Source organism: Aestuariivivens insulae (assembly GCF_022662195.1).
GTDB lineage: Bacteria > Bacteroidota > Bacteroidia > Flavobacteriales > Flavobacteriaceae > Aestuariivivens > Aestuariivivens insulae.
This window is the reverse complement of the sequence record NZ_JAKMCS010000004.1, coordinates 264455-284070: the sequence shown is the minus strand read 5'-3', so window position 1 is coordinate 284070 and position 19616 is coordinate 264455. Positions and strand designations below refer to the sequence as shown.

Annotated in this window: 19 protein-coding genes; 7 read left to right on the top strand and 12 right to left on the bottom strand. The window is 36.6% G+C overall.

Going from position 1 to position 19616, the window contains the following annotated elements:
* The first annotated feature begins 208 nt into the window (after window positions 1-208).
* Window positions 209-802: a hypothetical protein gene (locus MR062_RS07250; RefSeq protein ID WP_242203438.1), complete on the top strand. Its 594-nt coding sequence runs from the start codon at window positions 209-211 to the stop codon at window positions 800-802.
* Between the two features lie 92 nt (window positions 803-894).
* Here MR062_RS07250 and hemB read toward each other — a convergent pair whose 3' ends face one another.
* The 10 genes from hemB to hemA all read right to left on the bottom strand — a co-directional run bounded on the left by hemB (window position 895) and on the right by hemA (window position 10928).
* The gene (gene hemB / locus MR062_RS07245) at window positions 895-1887 is read right to left on the bottom strand and encodes a porphobilinogen synthase (RefSeq protein ID WP_242203437.1); all 993 of its coding nucleotides are present in this window, start codon (window positions 1885-1887) and stop codon (window positions 895-897) included.
* Between the two features lie 8 nt (window positions 1888-1895).
* The gene (locus tag MR062_RS07240) at window positions 1896-2399 is read right to left on the bottom strand and encodes a DUF4411 family protein (protein ID WP_242203436.1); all 504 of its coding nucleotides are present in this window, start codon (window positions 2397-2399) and stop codon (window positions 1896-1898) included.
* Window positions 2400-2402: 3 nt separating this feature from the next.
* On the bottom strand, window positions 2403-3530 hold the full coding sequence (locus MR062_RS07235; RefSeq protein WP_242203435.1) for an ImmA/IrrE family metallo-endopeptidase: 1128 nt from the start codon (window positions 3528-3530) through the stop codon (window positions 2403-2405).
* 23 nt (window positions 3531-3553) lie between these two features.
* The gene (gene hemF, locus MR062_RS07230) at window positions 3554-4456 is read right to left on the bottom strand and encodes an oxygen-dependent coproporphyrinogen oxidase (protein WP_242203503.1); all 903 of its coding nucleotides are present in this window, start codon (window positions 4454-4456) and stop codon (window positions 3554-3556) included.
* 705 nt (window positions 4457-5161) lie between these two features.
* Window positions 5162-5509 (bottom strand): 5-carboxymethyl-2-hydroxymuconate Delta-isomerase, encoded by a 348-nt coding sequence (locus tag MR062_RS07220; protein WP_242203433.1) that lies wholly within the window; start codon window positions 5507-5509, stop codon window positions 5162-5164.
* 1 nt (window position 5510) lies between these two features.
* Window positions 5511-6056, bottom strand: coding sequence for a GNAT family N-acetyltransferase (locus MR062_RS07215; protein WP_242203431.1), 546 nt, complete (start codon window positions 6054-6056; stop codon window positions 5511-5513).
* Window positions 6040-6801 carry an EI24 domain-containing protein gene (locus tag MR062_RS07210; RefSeq protein ID WP_242203430.1) on the bottom strand — a complete coding sequence of 254 codons (762 nt, stop codon included), beginning with the start codon at window positions 6799-6801 and terminating at the stop codon, window positions 6040-6042. Before MR062_RS07210 ends, MR062_RS07215 begins: the two co-directional genes overlap by 17 nt.
* Window positions 6794-7819, bottom strand: coding sequence for a uroporphyrinogen decarboxylase (gene hemE / locus MR062_RS07205; protein ID WP_242203429.1), 1026 nt, complete (start codon window positions 7817-7819; stop codon window positions 6794-6796). Before hemE ends, MR062_RS07210 begins: the two co-directional genes overlap by 8 nt.
* A gap of 109 nt (window positions 7820-7928) precedes the next feature.
* On the bottom strand, window positions 7929-9515 hold the full coding sequence (hemC, locus tag MR062_RS07200) for a hydroxymethylbilane synthase (protein ID WP_242203427.1): 1587 nt from the start codon (window positions 9513-9515) through the stop codon (window positions 7929-7931).
* 141 nt (window positions 9516-9656) lie between these two features.
* Window positions 9657-10928 carry a glutamyl-tRNA reductase gene (gene hemA / locus MR062_RS07195; RefSeq protein ID WP_242203426.1) on the bottom strand — a complete coding sequence of 424 codons (1272 nt, stop codon included), beginning with the start codon at window positions 10926-10928 and terminating at the stop codon, window positions 9657-9659.
* A gap of 203 nt (window positions 10929-11131) precedes the next feature.
* Between hemA and MR062_RS07190 the strand changes: the two genes are divergently transcribed.
* The 5 genes from MR062_RS07190 to MR062_RS07170 all read left to right on the top strand — a co-directional run bounded on the left by MR062_RS07190 (window position 11132) and on the right by MR062_RS07170 (window position 16108).
* A complete protein-coding gene (locus MR062_RS07190; RefSeq protein ID WP_242203425.1) occupies window positions 11132-12016 on the top strand; it encodes a helix-turn-helix transcriptional regulator in 885 nt (294 codons plus the stop codon).
* Between the two features lie 64 nt (window positions 12017-12080).
* On the top strand, window positions 12081-13112 hold the full coding sequence (gene hemH / locus MR062_RS07185) for a ferrochelatase (protein WP_242203424.1): 1032 nt from the start codon (window positions 12081-12083) through the stop codon (window positions 13110-13112).
* 3 nt (window positions 13113-13115) lie between these two features.
* Window positions 13116-13661 carry a CopD family protein gene (locus MR062_RS07180; RefSeq protein ID WP_242203423.1) on the top strand — a complete coding sequence of 182 codons (546 nt, stop codon included), beginning with the start codon at window positions 13116-13118 and terminating at the stop codon, window positions 13659-13661.
* A 208-nt stretch (window positions 13662-13869) separates the two neighbouring features.
* A complete protein-coding gene (locus tag MR062_RS07175) occupies window positions 13870-15321 on the top strand; it encodes a sensor histidine kinase (RefSeq protein WP_242203422.1) in 1452 nt (483 codons plus the stop codon).
* A gap of 4 nt (window positions 15322-15325) precedes the next feature.
* On the top strand, window positions 15326-16108 hold the full coding sequence (locus MR062_RS07170; protein WP_242203421.1) for an enoyl-CoA hydratase/isomerase family protein: 783 nt from the start codon (window positions 15326-15328) through the stop codon (window positions 16106-16108).
* Between the two features lie 14 nt (window positions 16109-16122).
* Here the strand turns inward: MR062_RS07170 and MR062_RS07165 are convergent, their stop codons facing one another.
* Complete coding sequence (locus tag MR062_RS07165; protein WP_242203420.1) at window positions 16123-16587, bottom strand: DinB family protein; 465 nt, start codon at window positions 16585-16587, stop codon at window positions 16123-16125.
* A gap of 218 nt (window positions 16588-16805) precedes the next feature.
* Window positions 16806-18161 carry a sulfatase family protein gene (locus MR062_RS07160; protein WP_242203419.1) on the bottom strand — a complete coding sequence of 452 codons (1356 nt, stop codon included), beginning with the start codon at window positions 18159-18161 and terminating at the stop codon, window positions 16806-16808.
* Window positions 18162-18473: 312 nt separating this feature from the next.
* On the opposite strand from MR062_RS07160, the gene MR062_RS07155 reads away from it, so the two are divergent.
* Window positions 18474-19547 carry a PA0069 family radical SAM protein gene (locus MR062_RS07155; protein ID WP_242203418.1) on the top strand — a complete coding sequence of 358 codons (1074 nt, stop codon included), beginning with the start codon at window positions 18474-18476 and terminating at the stop codon, window positions 19545-19547.
* The last annotated feature ends 69 nt before the right edge of the window (window positions 19548-19616 follow it).

The following is a 19616-nucleotide window of genomic DNA, read 5'->3' as shown; positions in this document are numbered from 1 at the left end:
AGATAATATAGCATACAAAATTGCAAAATTTGATGTTTTATTAAGTCTTGTTTCAATATAACTTTGCCCATGTTGAACGTTATTAAATTCCAAATCATGAAATGTCCATTAACAAAAGTTGCAAACTCAACCGGTATGATAATTCGGGCATCGCACCTGCCTGCCGGCAAGGCAGGTCTGACCATTAAAAAACAATAAATATTAACAGATGAAACATCTAATTAAAAACGTAAAAAAAGGAATCGTAATGGTAACATTATTAGTTACGGTTATTGGATTCGCCAGTACTATTGACAACCATGTTAGCACAGACATTAAAGCAACTGTGTTCACACTAGAAAATGTAAAAAAAGGAAACTTGCTTACTATTAAGGGCCAAAGTGGCATTACACTCTATAAAGAATTAATTGAAAAGAATGGCAATTATAAAAAAGGATTCGATTTAACCGCGCTTCCAGACGGTGACTACATTTTTGAACTTGAAAAAGACGTTGAGATTAAAACGGTACCTTTTACAGTAAGAACAAATACTGTTATTTTCGATAAAAATAAGGAGACCACCGTTTTTAAGCCTGTAACCAGAATTAAAGATAGCATCTTATACTTAACAAAACTGTCTTTAGATCGAGAACCTCTAGAAGTTAAAGTTTATTTTGAAGCAGGAGGCTATCATTTGATCCATTCTGAGAAAATAGAAGAGACTACCTCCATTGAAAGAGCTTATAAGTTATCCAATAAAGGTTCATATAAAATAGTCTGCCTAACTGAGGGTAGGCAGTTTACAACATTCATTAATAATTAGTTTAATTAATGTCTTATTTAGTTTAGTTTAGTTTAGTTTGAAAAGTGGGCTGTGGTGGCCCACTTTTCAATTTTCAAAATTTAAGCAGAAGATCAACCATTCAATAGCTTAACAACATCCTTGGCAAAATAAGATGCTATAATATCGGCCCCAGCACGTTTAATGGCAATAATCTGTTCCATCATAACGGCATCGTGGTCCAGCCATCCTTTTTCGGCAGCTGCTTTAAGCATCGCATATTCACCGGATACTTGATACACCGCTACAGGCACATCGACTTCATTTTTAATCTCGCGCACAATATCCAAATAGCAAAGCCCTGGCTTTACCATAACGATATCGGCACCTTCGTCGATATCCATTTCGCTTTCCCTAATGGCCTCAAACCTATTTGCCGGATCCATTTGGTACGTTTTCTTATCTTTTGGGATGTCCACCAAATCTACAGGAGCAGAATCTAAAGCATCCCGAAAGGGTCCATAAAAAGCTGAAGCATATTTAGCCGAATAGCTCATAATACCCGTATTGATATAACCTTCATCATCTAAAGCCTCACGGATGGTTAAAATGCGGCCGTCCATCATATCGCTTGGTGCAACAAAATTGGCTCCGGCTTGGGCATGGGACAGGCTCATTTCAGCTAAAAAATCGGTCGTCGCATCATTTACTACAAGGCCATTTTCAATAATACCATCATGGCCATACATGGAATAAGGATCCAAAGCCACATCGGTCATGACCAACATCTCAGGACAGGCATTTTTTACCGTTTTAATGGCACGTTGCATGAGTCCATTTGGATTCAACGCTTCCTTGCCCTCATTATCTTTTAAGTGATCTGGAACTTTTACAAAAAGCAATACCGACTTTAGGCCCAAATTCCAAAGCGATTTAACCTCTTGCTCCAACAAATCCAAACTATAACGGTAGTAGTTGGGCATAGAAGGAATTTCGTCCTTCACCCCTTTACCTTCAACCACAAAAAGTGGCACTAAAAAATCGTTTGGGGAAATTATGGTTTCACGAACCAGAGCGCGAATGGCCTCATTGGTTCTTAGTCTTCGGTTTCGTCTTAATGGGAACATAATCTTAATTAAAAACTTGCTTTTATTTCTCTAAAGAAATCATTGTTATTTATAAACCTGATATCGAAATCCAAACAAATATCAGGTATTTTAATAGCTCTCTTACTTTCTGGAGCACTTACTTCTAAAGTAACTATTGATACCTCAACATCTTCAACCCTTTTTTTATTTAATGCATAAGCAACTAAAAATGCATCTGCATTTTTAGAGTCAGCAAATTCAATCAAAGCTCGTTCGTTGTAATCTTTGTTTTGTGCCCAATTTTGTATCTCAGCATACTCAACCATACAATTGACAGATAAAGCCCAAAATGATTTTTGAGTATTTAATTTACACCAATTGGTCAACCCATCTTGATGCCTATAAATTTCATCCTTTACTTTATCTATTGAAATAACATTTTCAAACCTTAGTAAATCGGCCATTTTATCCCAATATGAAGGATAAATATCCATAGGATGACTAATTCTATCTGGATAAACTAATATGTTTGTATCTAAAATATAAAGCATTCACTAAGAGTTCTTTTTAAAGTTATCATAAGTGTTTGCTTTCATGTTTGTTAATTTGTAAGCACTAGACGGTAAAATTTTTCCTTGTTTTAAAGCAGAATCAACAAATGAGTAAAATTTTCTACTGACTTCATATGGTTTAGAATTCCAATAATCTCCACCTACTCCTTTTTTAAATGGAATATTTGTATAATAATTATAAAATGCCCAGAAATCAGATTGTTCTATAAAATTAGAATCTAAAGCTTTTTTGGCTATTACCAATTTACTAACATGATATTGATTAGCCAATCTTGATATTTTTTCAGAAAAAGTATCATTGGTCGAATTCCAACTCACTTTGAAAAAAGAAGTAGGGACTAAAATCTCGGAAGAAACACTATCACAGAATTTTTCTAAGGGTTGGGAAGATGGATGAATTGGTTCATACCCAATACCAATACTATTTCCAACAAAGACATGAACTAATTCGTGAATAAGTGTGAATATTCTACCTCCGCCAAGATTATTTGTATTTATATATATAAAAGGACAAAATTTATCTACTAAAGTGAATCCTTTACATACTTCTACATCAACACTTCTTCTATTATTTCCAACATAACCAGTAGAAATAATAAAAATTCTATTTTTTTCTATTTTGTCAATCCAATATCTAAAAACATTGCTCTTCTTGGTGTCTTCGTACCAAGTCTTATTTAGCTTCAAAGCTTTCCTAATTACTTCTGCAGCATCTATTGGATTGATTTTTTCAAAGTTTCTTAATGAACCTATAAAGCCTAATTCTTCATAATTAGTTTCAATCAAAAAATCTTTTAACCATTCTTGTTTGGTCTTTATTTGATTTACTAAATCTTTTATAACCAATGGAGGGTTTTTAATTACCACTCCATTACTTCTATAGAATGTTATTGGCAACTTTTCTTTTGGAGGTTTCTTTAAAAATAAAAAGCCAAAAGGAACATGAATTTTTTTTGCAAAATTTTCTAATTGCTTAACTGTTGGTTCCGACTCTTCTCTTATCCAATCAATAGCCTTTGGATAAACATCATGTAAACTATCAATATTCAGTCCACTTCTCTCAGTAGCCCAAATTAAAGTTTTAGGTGATATTTTTATTTTAGTCGTCATAATCCAAATTTAGCAAATAAAACTTACACCCAATCCCTAGGGTTCTGTAAAACTTCAATTAATTTTTCTTCTTCACTACCAGCTTCAGGATGGTGATCATAAACCCACTGTACGTGTGGAGGCAAACTCATTAAAATACTTTCTATTCGGCCATTGGTTTTTAATCCGAACAAAGTCCCTTTATCATGCACCAAATTGAACTCTACATAACGGCCTCGACGTATTTCCTGCCAATCTCTATGGGCTTTGGTATAAGGCAAATCCTTTCGCTTTTCAACAATGGGCACATAAGCTTCCAAAAAGCTATTTCCTACCTCGGTTACAAAGCTATACCAGTCTTCCATAGTCATGTTATTGGATGCCTTGCAATAATCGAAAAACAAACCGCCTATACCACGCGCTTCATTCCTGTGGGCATTGTAAAAATAGTCGTCGCAACGTTTTTTGTAATTGGGATAAAATTCAGTGTTATGCTTGTCGCAGGCTGTTTTACATACCTGATGAAAATGTTTGGCATCTTCTTCAAAGAGGTAATAAGGTGTTAAGTCCTGTCCGCCACCAAACCATTGGTCTACAATATGTCCGGTTTCATCATACATTTCAAAATAACGCCAATTGGCATGCACGGTTGGCACCATAGGGTTTTTAGGGTGGATAACTAAACTGAGGCCACAGGCAAAAAAATCGACATCTCCAACTTTAAAATAGGCTTGCATAGATTGTGGCAACTTACCGTGTACCGCCGAAATATTAACACCACCTTTTTCAAACACCTCTCCATTTTCAATAACACGGGTACGTCCGCCACCACCCTCTGGCCGTTGCCATAGGTCTTCACGAAATTTTGCTTTCCCATCGATACTTTCCAGTTTTGATGTAATAGTGTCCTGTAGTTCCTGTATGTATTGGTAGAATTTGTCTTTCATAGACAAACCTACAAGGTCTTTGAGACCTTGCAGGTTGGAAGCTTCATGATGTTCATGACCTACAATGTTTTCAAAACCTTGTAGGTCTATATTATCTACATCCATTTTATTGTGGCTATATTTAAAATTATCAGCACTATCGAATAAGTTAATTACATACGGCTTAGTATATGAAATGAGGCTGGTTTCTTCCTTGAAGTAATAATTATAAGACGAAAACTTATAGTCTTCAAAACACTTAACTACATTATGTGTTTTTGGGTTTCTGTGGATGTACAGGATTAGATTCTTTAAATAAGTTTCATCTTTAATTTGTTTTCTTTTAAAGTGCTTTTCAAACAAACTCCCTGTCCTATTTTGCTGCTTATTAAAGGCTTTAGCATAGGCTTTAAAAAGATTTGAAAAAGCTTGAATAACTGTATGCTCTTCCTCAATAACTTTTACCAGTAAATGAAAATGATTGTTCATTAGACAATATGCAACAATGTTCACTTTATGCTCTAAATGTTTTTTTAGAAGCTCTAAAAAATAAAGCATATTGCCATCATCTTGAAAAATGGAGCAACTATTTATTCCTCTATTATAGATATGATAAAAATGGTCTTTTTCAAGCTTCTCCATATAATGTTTTTTTTAATACATAGACCTATCAGGTTTTGCTTGTACTGAGCGCAGTCGAAGTAAAAACCTACCAGGTCTAATAAATTACACCATTGTTTTGTTGCAATAAGTTGCTTTTTCAAAATCCCTAATATTAATGGCAATAAATGGAATGTTTGGAAACAGTAGTTTAAGGCTCCGTACAATTTGTTTTGAGAGCTTTGCTTTTTGTTCTGTAGTTCTTCCCTCCATTATATTTGCAAACACATGTATGAAAGAGGATTCTTTTCCTCCAACCAAATAATTATCTGCAAAAGGGTTGAGACGCACTTTAATATCAGCTTCATCAAATAACCCAGAATTGGTTGCTTCGTTATGCACTTGAAGCAAAACATCCTTAGGGTCTTGCATTTCTAAAATATCGTTCGAGCAGTCTATTACAAAATGTGGCATATTATGTTTCTATTTTATTATATAATTCATAGAGTTCCATATCCAATGGTGGCTCTCCTGGAGGCGCATGCTCCTTCTTTAAGGTTTTTATCCAAGTAAAATTACACTTTTCAGCAACTTTTATACTGGCCAAATTCGATTTATGGACTATTATTTTAAGGGTATTTAAATTAAAGGTTTCAAACGCATAATCCGACAACAACCTTACGGCGTTTGTTGTAATGCCTTTGCCTTCAAACGGATACCCTATGCAGTAGGCTAATTCGCCATGCTTCTTGTTCCAGTCAAGTGCCTTTAAATAAATTAACCCCACTAATTGGGTCTCATTATTTTGTTTTATAGTGAATAAAAATTCTTCTTTTGAATGAAACTCTTTTACCTTTTTCTCTGTAAATATTTTTGAAAGATCGGGTGTTAAATTTTCCCTTAATGTCACAGGAAAATAACGTTTTAATCGGTCTTCGTTAGCAACTACAAAATTACAGATATGCCATGCATCTTTTGCTTGAATGGGTACTATATTATAGGGTTCAAAGTGAAGCTGCATGGGGTTTACGTTTTAATTCCAATGCTTCAACCGTTTTTAATGTGGCTGCTGTTACCGAAAGCGGCAATACTAAAATAACCCCAACGATAGGAATTAGCAAAAACAATAAAAAAACAATGCCATTACCTATAGCCAACCCGCGATGCTGCCTTACAAAATGAAGACTTTCCCGGTATTTAAAATGTCGTTCCAAAGTATAGTCCATATTACCAAAACCAGCATAATAGGCTTGCACTAAAAACAATAAAATGGCTGAAAATATATTGACTACGGGAATAAACTTTAATAGTAATATGGGAATGGTAAGCACTAATTCCATAAACAAATTCCTCCCATTAATACGTATGCCTCGCCAGAGCTGTTGCAAAAAGGAGGTGTTTCTATGGCTATGCGATGGATTTCCTGTTATATGGGTTTCAATTTTCTCGGACACCGGGCTCATAAATGGTGCTGAGAGCGCCATAATAATATGTTTAAAAAGAATTAAGCCAATAACGATAATGACGAGCCCTCCAATAACATTGCTAATGGTAGAAAAGGTTTGTTTGCCCCATTCCCATATCCAAGCTTTTGAAATATAAGTCCCTACATTGTCGGACAAACCATAAGCCATTACAGAAATGACTATGGCCGTTATAAGGCTTATTAACATAGGAACTACAAAATACTTCCAGAGCTTAAGTTTTGAAATTAACCCAAAAGCACCAAAATAAGCATTAATTCCTATGCCAATATTTTTAAACATGGTATTCTTTTACCGCATCAATAAAGGCTTTGGCATTTTCTAACGGAACGTTTGGCAAAATACCATGACCTAAATTTACGATGTATTTATCCTTTCCAAATTCATTAATCATTTGGTGTACCATCTTCTTTATTTCCGAAGGAGGAGACAACAAACGAGCTGGGTCGAAATTACCCTGTAAGGTAATATTACCACCAGTTAAATAACGCGCATTACGGGCAGAACAGGTCCAATCTATTCCTAAAGCCGATGCATTACTTTGTGCCATTTCGTTTAATGCAAACCAACAGCCTTTACCAAAGGCAATTACTGGTGCATCGTCTTTTAAAGCTTCAATAATTTGATTGATATACTGCCATGAAAACTCCTGATAATCGGTTGGGGATAGCATGCCGCCCCAAGAATCGAAAATCTGTACCGCATTACAACCGGCTTTAACTTTTTCTTTTAAATAAGCTATGGTGGTATCGGTTATTTTTTGAAGTAACTGATGCGCTGCTACAGGATTTGTAAAGCAAAATTCCTTGGCTTTATCAAAGGTTTTACTGCCTTGCCCCTGCACGCAATAACACAAGATAGTCCAAGGTGATCCCGCAAAACCTATAAGAGGCACCTCGTCGTTTAATAATGCTTTGGTTGCCTTTATAGCCTGATAAACATAATCCAATTCTACTGTAACATCGGGTACAATAACATTATCCACATCTTTTTGGGAACGCACGGGATTGGGTAAATACGGTCCAAAATTGGGTTTCATCTGAACCTCAATATTCATGGCCTGTGGAATCACCAAGATATCGCTAAATAAAATAGCGGCATCCATTCCGTATCTGCGAATAGGCTGTACTGTTATTTCACTGGCCAATTCTGGGGTACGGCATCGTGTAAAAAAATCGTATTTCTCTCGAATGGCCATAAACTCTGGCAGGTAACGCCCAGCTTGTCGCATCATCCAAACGGGTGGACGGTTTACAGTTTCCCCTTTAAGTGCTCTTAAAAATAAATCGTTTTTTATCATATTTTGTCATTCCTGCCTTTCGACTATCGCTTAAGATAAACTACAACAGGATTCTTTTTAATTGAAACTTAATTTTTTAAGTGGATTCCTGCCTTCGCAGGAATGACAATTATATATAATGTTCGTTCACTAATTCAATAACACTTTCCACTGTAGGAACTTTGGCAATCCTCACATCTTTAAAGTGTTTTTGGGCTTCTTTAGCTGTGGTTTCTCCTATACAAAAAGCAATAACCTCTTTATGGTTGTGCTGCACATAACTTTCTACAGTCGATGGGCTATAGAACATAATTCCTTCCACAGTATCATCGACTTTTACACCATCATACTTGGTTTGGTAAGCCTCTATTTCGTTAACCTTAATACCGTTTTGCTCTAATATATTGGGTAAATCATCCAACCTTAAGTCACTACAGAAATAAGTCACTTCAGTACCATCTATAAATTCAACCAAGTATTCTGCTAGCTTTTTAGCATTTTTTTCAGCATGCTTTACTGGGCCAATTTTCTTTTCGATTAAACGCTTTGTTCTACGGCCTACGCAATAGATATTTTTAAATTGCAGTTCTATGGCAGAATAATTGGTCAATAAAGCTTCAACCGCATTTTTGCTAGTAATGATAACATTCTGTATTTCATTTTTTAAGACATGCGGATGGATACGATTTAAGCTTATTTTAATAAAATCGCTACTTGCTGCAACTACATTTTCATTCAACAGTAAACGTTGATCTTCGGTTAACGATTTTGTGGAATAGACATTGGTTGTTTTATTGGATTTCCTTATGGTATCCATTAAACGCTTGCCACCTCGCTCAATAATATAATTGGCGCAAAAGGTTGCCATATCGTGATGTTTGCCCAATTTATCAACTCGGGTAACTTCTATTTTCTTAGATCCGTCTGTACTTAAAAGCACTCCTTTAAAAGAAACTTCATCATTTTTTATTTGTGCTAAAGCACCAATAGGTGCGGTACAACCTCCTTCTAATTTATTTAAAAACTCACGTTCAATAGCCGTACATATCTCAGTTTCTTCATGGTTTAGTTCTGCACAAGCGGCTTTTGCAAAATCGTTTTCATCTAAAGCGGTAATCATTATAGCACCTTGTGCCGGGGCAGGCACCATCCAGCTTAAATTTATGGCCTGATCTGGGCGAATGCCTATTCTACCAATACCTGCTGCCGCAAAAATAGCAGCATCCCAATGGGCATTATCTTTTAGCTTTTGTAACCTTGAATTGACGTTTCCCCTTAAGTTTTCTATAGTATGGGTGGGGTAGCGATTAAGCCATTGTGCTTTACGGCGTAGGCTCCCTGTAGCAACAACGGCATGTTCTGCACCCAAAAACTCCTCATTGTTCTTAAAAACAAGCGTATCATTAACATTCCCTCGCTTTAAAACAGCAGCTTGTACAATACCGTTTGGTAAAACAGTTGGCACATCTTTAAGTGAATGTACTGCAATATCGATATCGTGGTTTAGCATCGCGATATCTAAGGTACGTGTAAAAATACCTGTAATTCCTAATTCGTAAAGCGGCTTGTCAAGAACAATATCTCCTGTAGATTTAACAGGAACCAATTGGGTTTTATACCCTAAGCTCTCAAGTTGTTGCTGTACGGTTTTGGCTTGCCACAATGCTAGTTCGCTATCGCGCGTGCCAATTTTTATGGTTTTAGATTCTGAACTCATTTAAAATTTTTCAATTAGCTATAAAATTGCTCTTTTTTTACCCACTCTTTGTCTTTTTCTCCTTCCGTAGCCCAGCTATACAACTCAAAATAGCCTTCAGCTGAACAAAAAATATCTAATTTTGGCTTCAATCAAAAAAGTTTAAATGAGTTCATTAGTTTTTGGAAGTTCTTCTAACTGAAACACTTTTTTAATTAGTTCTAGACTTTCGTCTGTAGAAACGCCATCGTCTTTTAAATGATGGGCAAAGTGGTTTGTTATCTTTTGAATGATATTGTTACTGATCAATTCAGCTTGGGCTTCATTAAAGTCAGCTAATTTTTTACGTTGTGCATCTAGTTCAGCAGCGGCAAAATCGCTTAATTTATGCTTTAATGCTTTTATGGTTGGGGCAAACTTTCGGGTTTCCAACCAACTGTTGAACTCAACTTTAACCTCTTCGATAATAGATTCTGCCAATGGAATATGTTCTCGACGTTTTTCTAAGGTTTCATCGGTAATCTGTGATAAGTGATCAAGGTGAACCAAGGCCACATTTTCCAGTTCCACAACATTTTCATTAACATTCTTTGGAATGGACAAGTCTAAAATTAACAACGGTTTTTTAAGCTGAAGAATATGTTTGTCTATTGTTGGACGATGAGCACCTGTAGCTACAATTAATATATCGGCATGGCTTATCTCTTCCTGTAAATTAGCATAATCCTTTACTAACAAATTAAATTTGCCTGCTATCTTTTCGGCCTTATCCTTGGTTCTGTTAATAAGGGTTATATGTTCATTCTTGGTATGCTTTACCAGGTTTTCACAGGTGTTTCTACCTATTTTACCAGTACCAAATAACAGGATGTTTTTATTAGAAATATCATCAACATTATTAAAGATATATTGTACTGAAGCAAATGATACTGAAGTCGCACCAGATGAAATTTCGGTTTCTGTTTTTATACGTTTACTGGCCTGTATTACGGCATTCACCAATCGCTCGGAAAAATGGTTAAGCAATCCTAGCTTTTTTGAGATCCGGGCACTGGCCTTTAATTGGCTAATAATTTCAAAATCACCTAATATTTGACTGTCCAAACCTGACCCAACACGAAACATATGCGCAATGGCATCGCTATTTTTATGAATATAGGCCACTTTTTGGAACTCTTCAACAGTACCTTCAGTATTATCGCATAAGAGTTGTATAAGCTGGTAAGGGTGCTGTGCAAAGCCATAAATCTCGGTACGGTTGCATGTAGAGGTCACAATAAGGCTTTCAATACCATTTTCTTTTGCTTGACCAAGCAATTGTTGCTTAGACATTTCGTCTAAACTAAAGCGTCCCCTTACATGCGCATCGGCCTTTTTATAACTTAAGCCAATGGCATAAAAGTAATTACTACGTGAAATATTGTACTTCTGCATGCTAATACCTAAAAATCGGAAACAAATGTAGAATGATAGTTTGAAAAAAAATAACGCTAAAAGAACTTTTAGTATCGCTTTTCGTTTTTTAAACACTTTTTCGTAAATAATATGATAAATGTCATACTTTTGTAGTGAATTCAACGGTTTCAGAATCATTTATTTAGAACCAATCTAAATAAAATTTAAAAGCAGATAAAAAAATGGACTCAGAAAATATCGCTCAAAGTACTTTTGAGGAAACCAAAATTGATGATGGCTTTTTAATATTAACATTTAAGAACGAAAAAAATGTCGCTCAAAGTATTGCTAAAGAAATAGATAGCGATTTTATTCAGTTTCACTTTTGTGTTAAAGGCTCCACCAAGTTTGTTTTTAACCAAGGCCGATATGCTTTAGACATTTCTGAAGAAAGCTCCCTATTGCTTTACAATCCGCAACGGGAACTGCCAATAAACTTACAGTTAGAACCCAATTCATGGGTGCTTTCCATTTTAATAACCATTAAAAAATTTCATAGTCTATTTTCTCAGGAAGCCGACTATATTTCGTTTTTAAATGCCGATAATAGGGATAAAAAATATTATAAGGATGGTATTATTTCGCCATCAATGGCTATTGTATTAAACCAATTGATTAATTACAACCTTAATTCGTCTATAAAGAACCTATATTTTAAAGGTAAAGCCTATGAGTTGTTAAGCTTATATTTTAATAGAAGTGAGGAAGCAGATGTTGAACAATGTCCATTTTTGGTCGATGAAACCAATGTTATAAAGATTAGAAAAGCCAAGGATATTATGGTAGCCCGTATGGCAGAACCACCAACCTTACAGGAATTAGCAGACGAGATTGGCTTGAACTTAAAAAAACTAAAGGAAGGCTTTAAACAAATTTATGGCGACTCGGTATTTAGCTTTTTGTTCGACTATAAAATGGAAGTCGCCCGTAAATTATTGGAATCGGGCGAAAACAATGTAAACGAAGTAGGTCATAAAATTGGTTATAGTACAGCCAGTCATTTTATTGCTGCTTTTAAGAAAAAGTATGGCACCACGCCAAAAAAATATTTAATGTCTTTAACATAATAAACCAAAACTTAAGGCCTGTTAGGTTTTAAAAACCTAACAGGTCGCTCACAACACATAATTAATGAAAGGAATTTTACTTGTTAATTTAGGATCCCCAGATAGCCCAGAACCAAAAGATGTAAAAAAATACTTGGGTGAATTTTTAATGGACGAACGTGTTATTGACCTCCCTTACACGGCAAGGGCTTTGCTTGTAAGAGGTATCATTCTAAAAACAAGACCTAAGGCTTCTGCAGCTGCCTATAAAAAAATATGGTGGGATGAAGGCTCACCCCTTATTGTCCTTTCTGAACGGCTACAGCATAAAATACAAAAACAAGTAAACGTTCCTGTAGCCTTGGCCATGCGCTATGGCAGTATGACCATCGAAAAAGGGCTTCAAGAATTGGTAGACAAAGGGGTGAATGAAGTTTTGTTGTTTCCATTATACCCTCAATTTGCAATGGCTACAACTGAAACCATTTTGGTTCTAGCCGAAAAGATAAGACAAACCCATTTTCCTCAGTTGAAAATAGAATCGGTACCTGCATTTTATAACAAGCCCGATTATATTGACGTCCTTTCAAACGCTATAAAAAACCATTTAGAAGGGAAACCGTACGAGCATTTGTTGTTTTCCTACCATGGTGTTCCCGAGCGCCACATAAGAAAAAGTGACATCACCAAATCCCATTGCAAAATAGATGGCCAATGCTGTGTTACACCAAGCATGGCTCATGACTTTTGTTACCGTCACCAGTGTTTGGAAGTGACTAGATTAGTGGCTGAAAAATTACAGCTAAAAGAAGGCTCCTATTCCACATCATTCCAATCAAGATTGGGATTCGATCCCTGGTTACAACCTTATACCGACAGGACCATTGAGCGATTGGGCAAGCAGGGTATTAAACATATGGCTATTGTAACTCCTGCTTTTGTTAGCGATTGCCTAGAAACCCTTGAAGAAATTGCAATGGAAGGCCAAGAGATTTTCCATGAAATGGGAGGAGACACATTTACTACCATCCCTTGCTTAAATGATGATCAAGAGTTTGTAGATTTGTTAGCCAATTGGATAAACGAGTGGTCTATGTCTAACATTGAAACCGCATAAATTATGGCCTATTTCTACATAAAATCATTCCACCTTATTTTTGTGATTACCTGGTTTGCTGGTTTATTTTATATTCCAAGGTTGTTTGTCTATCAAATTGAAGCCTTCCATAAGCCTTCACCAGATAAAGAAATTCTAGGTAAACAATTAAAGCTAATGGCAAAGCGATTATGGTACATCATCACTTGGCCCTCGGCTATTCTAGCAACTATTTTTGCCATTTGGTTGCTTATCCTACAACCGTTTTGGTTAGAACAGCCTTGGATGCAGGTTAAACTAGCTTTTGTGGTATTGCTTTTTATATACCATTTAAAGACGCATCAATATTTTAAACAATTACAAAACGATGTGGTGAAGAAATCATCCAGCTTCATGCGTATTTGGAATGAAGGTGCCACCTTTATCTTGTTTGCGGTTGTGTTTTTGGTCATCCTAAAAAGCGCTATCGATTGGGTATGGGGCATTGTTGGCATTATTGTTTTAGGGGTTCTTATCATGCTAGGCTTCAAAATCTATAAAAACATTAGAGAAAAAAATCCTGAGGCCTAGAGCCTGTCCAAGATTCAATGTTCAAGGAAGTCGATCTTACATCAATTTTGTTCAATCTTACACAGTTCTTAAATCCTCATTCGTTTAGGGTCTTGCCTCTTGGCTCTAGAGCGCTTAATCGTTAACCATCAATCGTTAATGATTTCGTACACCCAAATCTAGGACAACACTACAAATAATTGGTGTGATTATTGCTATCTTTAGACCAATGAAATTAAAAAGCCTCTCTTTACGTACCCGTATTTTTATTGCCATGATCTTGCTCGTATTATTGGCATCGATCATCATAGCTATAGTTTCCATTTTACAATACAACGAAGAAACCAAAGACTATAATGAACAACGATTACAGCGTAAGGAACGGGCAATTCAAAGACACCTCAATAACGTTATAAAGGAAACCTCCTATCCCGTTATAACCGAAAAGGTCCCTTTAATTTTTAAAGACGAACTCAACAAAATAGCCGACATCCATTCGTTACAGATTAACCTTTACGATTTGGAGGGCACACTTTTAAAATCTTCTAAAGCTTTATTGTCCCAAGACACCTTACAAAGCTGTCTCAATGCCGAAATTTTAAATGCGGTTTCCAATAGGGCAGACCATAGATTTGTAGATAAACACAAAGAAAACGGCGAGACTTATCGGTCTTCTTATACCTATATAACCGATAAAAAATTTAAACCTTTGGCGATCCTAAACTTACCGTATTTAGAACGGGATGACTTTTTGGCCAAAGAGTTAGACGAGTTCTTGGCCCGATTAGGACTGGCCTATTTGTTTGTACTTATTGCCGCTATTATCATCGCCTTTTTATTATCAAAATACATTACCAAGTCCTTAAAGGCCATTAGCGATAAAATTAATGAGACACGATTGGAAAAGCGCAATGAAAAGATTGTAATTGATGATACCAGTGAAGAAATCTCCACATTAGTATCTTCCTATAACAGTATGATTGACGAATTGGAAGAGAGTGCCGTTAAATTAGCTACTAGTGAGCGAGAACAAGCCTGGCGGGAAATGGCAAAGCAAGTGGCGCACGAAATTAAAAATCCGTTAACACCCATGCGCTTAACGGTTCAAAACTTTCAACGAAAGTTTGACCCCCAAGACCCTGATATTGTCACTAAGGTTGACGAATATAGCAAAACATTGATCCAGCAAATCGATACGATGAGTTCTATCGCATCGGCATTTTCTACTTTTGCCAAAATGCCTGCCCAACAAAACGAAACCTTAAATGTGGTTAAAATTGTAAAATTGGCATTGGATATTTTTAATGAAGATTACATAATATTTACAAGTAATACCGAAGAAATCATAGCTAAGTTTGACCGAACTCAGCTTATTAGGGTCGTTACAAATTTGGTTAAGAATGCCACCCAGGCCATCTCAAAAGACGAAGCACCACAAATTATTGTCCATGTAAGTGAGTTAAACAACAATGTTATTATTACGGTTGCCGATAATGGCTCTGGGGTTTCAGAAGAAAATAAAGGCAAAGTATTTGAGCCCAAATTCACTACAAAGTCTAGTGGTATGGGATTAGGATTGGCTATGGTTAAAAACATTGTTGAGACCTATAACGGCACCGTTTCATTTGAGTCGGAAAAAGATAAAGGCACCGTATTTAAAGTAACATTTCCAAAAGCATAAAATTATGGCTTATCAAAATATCATTTCCAAAAAAGACAATGGCATCACTACCATTACTATTAACCGCCCTAACAAATTAAACGCCCTAAATAAGGACACCATTCAAGAACTTCATGAGGCTTTTGATGTAGCCAATAGGGACAAAGGCACAAAAGTTATTATTGTAACGGGTAGTGGCGACAAGGCCTTTGTAGCAGGTGCCGATATTAGCGAATTTGCTCATTTTAATGCCAAACAGGGTATGCAACTCGCAGCTAAAGGTCAAGAGTTGTTGTTCGATTTTATCGAAAATTTAAGCACCCCGGTCATTGCTGCTGTTAATGGATTTGCTTTGGGTGGCGGACTCGAATTGGCTATGGCCTGCCATTTTAGGGTTGCTAGCGATAATGCTAAAATGGGACTTCCCGAAGTGTCCTTAGGCGTTATACCTGGATATGGCGGCACACAACGTTTGCCACAATTAATTGGTAAAGGCCGGGCTATGGAACTTATTATGACAGCAGGCATGATCGATGCCAACCAAGCCTTGGCCTACGGATTGGTAAACCATGTAACTCCCCAAGAAAAACTGCTTGCGCTTTGTGAAAAAATAGCCTTAAAAATTTCCAGAAATTCTCCCGTAGCTATTACAGCAGCCATTAAAGCCATAAATGCTAATTATCAAGATGGTGTTGATGGTTTTAAAATTGAAATTGAAGCTTTTGGAAAAGCTTTTGCAACCCAAGATTTTAAAGAAGGTACAACTGCCTTTTTAGAAAAACGAAAAGCTGATTTTCAAGGTAAATAATACGTTGACTAACGTTAGGAAATCATTTTTTTAATTAATGATATCTGTCCTAAATGATAATAGCTGTGCTCAATAACGCCTTCAATATTACGCTGATATGTTCCATATTTTTCATCAACAAAAGGTTCGTCTAATTTACTGTCTGACATCTTTGAAACTTCAATCACAAATAGTTTAGCATTAAATAAAAATGCTTCAACTAAATTTGTCCAATCCTTTTCCGATACTATAGGCGACATATCAAAGCTATACTTATCCCTTATTTCAAGTTTGCCACCTTTAAAAACATGTAGTAATCCTTCTAAATAATAATTAATGTGATAAGTAAGGGCTGCGATTGAATTCAAAGACCCTATTTTTTGAGTGGCTTCCTTCAAATTTACATTTTCTATTTGAACTTTATAATTTGTGTTTGCAATCCACTGGCCATCCAATAAAACTTCTTTTAATCGATTTGCTAAAGCTTTGCCTCTTTCCATTGGCTTATTTACCTGAAATTAATTTGAATCATATTATCTCAAGGGGAACTGTCTAAAAAGTGTTCCATTTTGTTCATTCAAAGCAGAATAAAGCATCTTAAGGCATTAAAATTTTTATAAAAGATTCTTCATTCCGAACGAAGCATAAGGAAAAATCCTTTCCTAATGAGATGTCTCGTCGCTCATACTTCGCTTATTCTACATGACAAACACCTAAGCTATAGCTCAACATAAACCCTCGAATCCGTCTCCGCAGCAAAGACCTCCATTTTATCTTTTAACTCACTTACCCTTTCAGGGAATGCTTGTGCACGATTATATTGTTCGCTTGGGTCTTCGCTTAGATTAAAGAGCTGTATGCTATCGGCTTCGGTAATTCTTAATTTCCATTCATTTTCCCTTATGGCTTCAACAGTCTTGCCAGAGCAATACATAAAGGAATGGCGTGGCGATTTTTGGTTTTCGGTAATCACTCCCAAAAGGTTTTTCCCATCAATGGTGTATTTGCTGGGCAACTCCCCTTCTGCCAAGGCCACAAATGTTGGAAACAAATCCAGCCCCGTTACAATATCCCTGTTCACTTGATTCTTTGCAATGGTTTTGGGCCAATACATAATAGCAGGAACTCTAGAGCCGCCTTCATAAGTGGTCATCTTAGCCCCTCTAAACAGCCCTGTCGTTCCAGTATGCCAACGCTCTACTCCATCGGCAAGCATACGGTCTGGTAAATTATGCCAAGGGCCATTATCGCTCGTAAACACCACAAGGGTATTCTCCTCCAAGCCTTGTTCTTTTAAGGTTTTAAGAAGCTCGCCAATAGTCCAATCTATAGTTTCAATCACATCGCCATATAAGCCCGCCTCCGACGTGTTTTTAAATTCGTTTGGTGCACTAATAGGTAAATGAGGCATGGCATGAGCGAGATAAAGGAAAAAAGGTTCCTCTTTATGTTTCTTTACAAAAGCAATGGCCTTATTGGAGTAATCCAACATTAACCTGTCCTGCTGCTTTCCTATTTCCTTAATAGGCTTCTCATTTTCATACATATAGAGTTTGTCCTCGTCTGTAAGCCATGGGCACCAGGGCAGAATCATATCGTTACTATAGGGCAAGCCATAAAAATAATCGAAGCCACGGGAGGTTGGTAAATATTCTGGTAAATGTCCCAAATGCCATTTCCCTATAGCCCCAGTAACATAGCCCGCTTGTTTTAAAACATCGGCCATGGTCACTTCGGTTAACGGCAGCCCATCTTTAGATTCTGGCCCAAAATTATTTGGTGCATTTCTAACGGGATACCTTCCAGTAAGCAACCCTGCCCTAGACGGTGTACAGACTGAACTTGGCGCATAAAACGAAGTGAACTTAATCCCCTCTTGAGCCATTTTATTTAAATTAGGTGTTTTAATAATAGGGTTGCCATAACATTCCAAATCTCCATAACCCATATCGTCCATATACACCAATATAATGTTAGGACGCTTTGGTTTAGTAGGCTCATTGGAAACAGACTTATTACAAGACCAAACGGTAATCAATAAAAGGGACAAAAGGAAAGGTACTTTTTTGTTCATTGTTTCATTTTCTAATGTTGTGGAAAACTTGATATTATAAGTAGCTGACTAAGTTCGACATTTTTTATGGCAAAGCAAAACCGCTTTTGTTGATAACCCATTTTTGTTTTAACAATTTGCCATTCAAATTATAAGTAATTTTAAACTTGAGTTCGGCTATAAATTAAAAATCTGAAATTCAATAATTAAAAACGTCAGGTCGAGTGCAGTAGAGACCTCACTAGATTTTAAATTGATTTTCAATCCTTTTATAAAGCAATCTCAATTTTCATAGCGTTACCTATATAATATGTAACCGTTAATTTTTCTACAATGAACCCAAAATCAACCATAAAAGGGCGTGGCGCACAGCTTAACGTCTCCAACCGATTCTTCGAATTGAGCCATGAACTACGTGACGATTTTTTGGAATATTGTAGTAAGGAAGGTGAGCTGGCCGACAAAGACAAAACCCTTTACCTACCTGTTTTCCCTAAAACCATAGTAAATAAAGTAGACAGTCCCGATTTAGGATTAATGTACAGCATGAACCCTTACCAAGGTTGCGAGCACGGTTGCATTTATTGTTATGCCCGTAACAGCCATGAATATTGGGGCTATAGTGCGGGGTTGGATTTTGAACGACGTATTTTGGTTAAAAAAGATGCCCCAAAGCTATTGGAAGCACAACTAAAAAAGAAAAGCTGGAACGCCTACCCCATAGTTTTATCCGGCAACACCGATTGCTACCAACCCGCAGAACAACAATTTGAAATTACCCGACAATGCCTGGAAGTATATTTAAAATACAGACACCCCGTTGCTATCATTACCAAAAACGCTTTGGTTTTAAGGGATTTGGATATTTTAAAGGCCTTGGCGAAAGACCAATTAATTGCCGTTAATATATCCATCACTTCACTTTCTGAAGAGACCAGACGCATCTTAGAACCCAGAACGGCAACCATAAAAAAACGTCTGGAAACCGTTAAAACCCTTAGCGAAAATGGCATTCCCGTTAATGTCATGCTGGCCCCCATAATACCATCCATTAACAGTCATGAAATTTTACCTTTGGCCAAAGCCGCTTCAGAAAATGGTGCCTTGTCCATTGCCCACACCATAGTAAGGTTGAATGGTGCCATAGGTGAAATTTTTACCGATTGGGTAAAAAAGACCATGCCAGATCGCGCCGAAAAAATAGTGCGCCAAATTGAAAGTTGCCACGGCGGCACCTTAAACGATAGCCGTTACGGAAAACGCATGCGTGGTGAAGGCAAAATAGCCGAACAGATTAACAACCTTGTAAAATTGGCTAGGCAAAAATATTTTAAGGGTAAAGGAATGCCCAAACTAAACACATCGCTTCACGAAAGTTACAAACACGGTCAGTTAAAACTGTTTTAACCCCTCTTAATAACACATTACAAATAATTTTAGCAAATGGTTTTTAGGGCAAATGGCAAGCCACCGCAG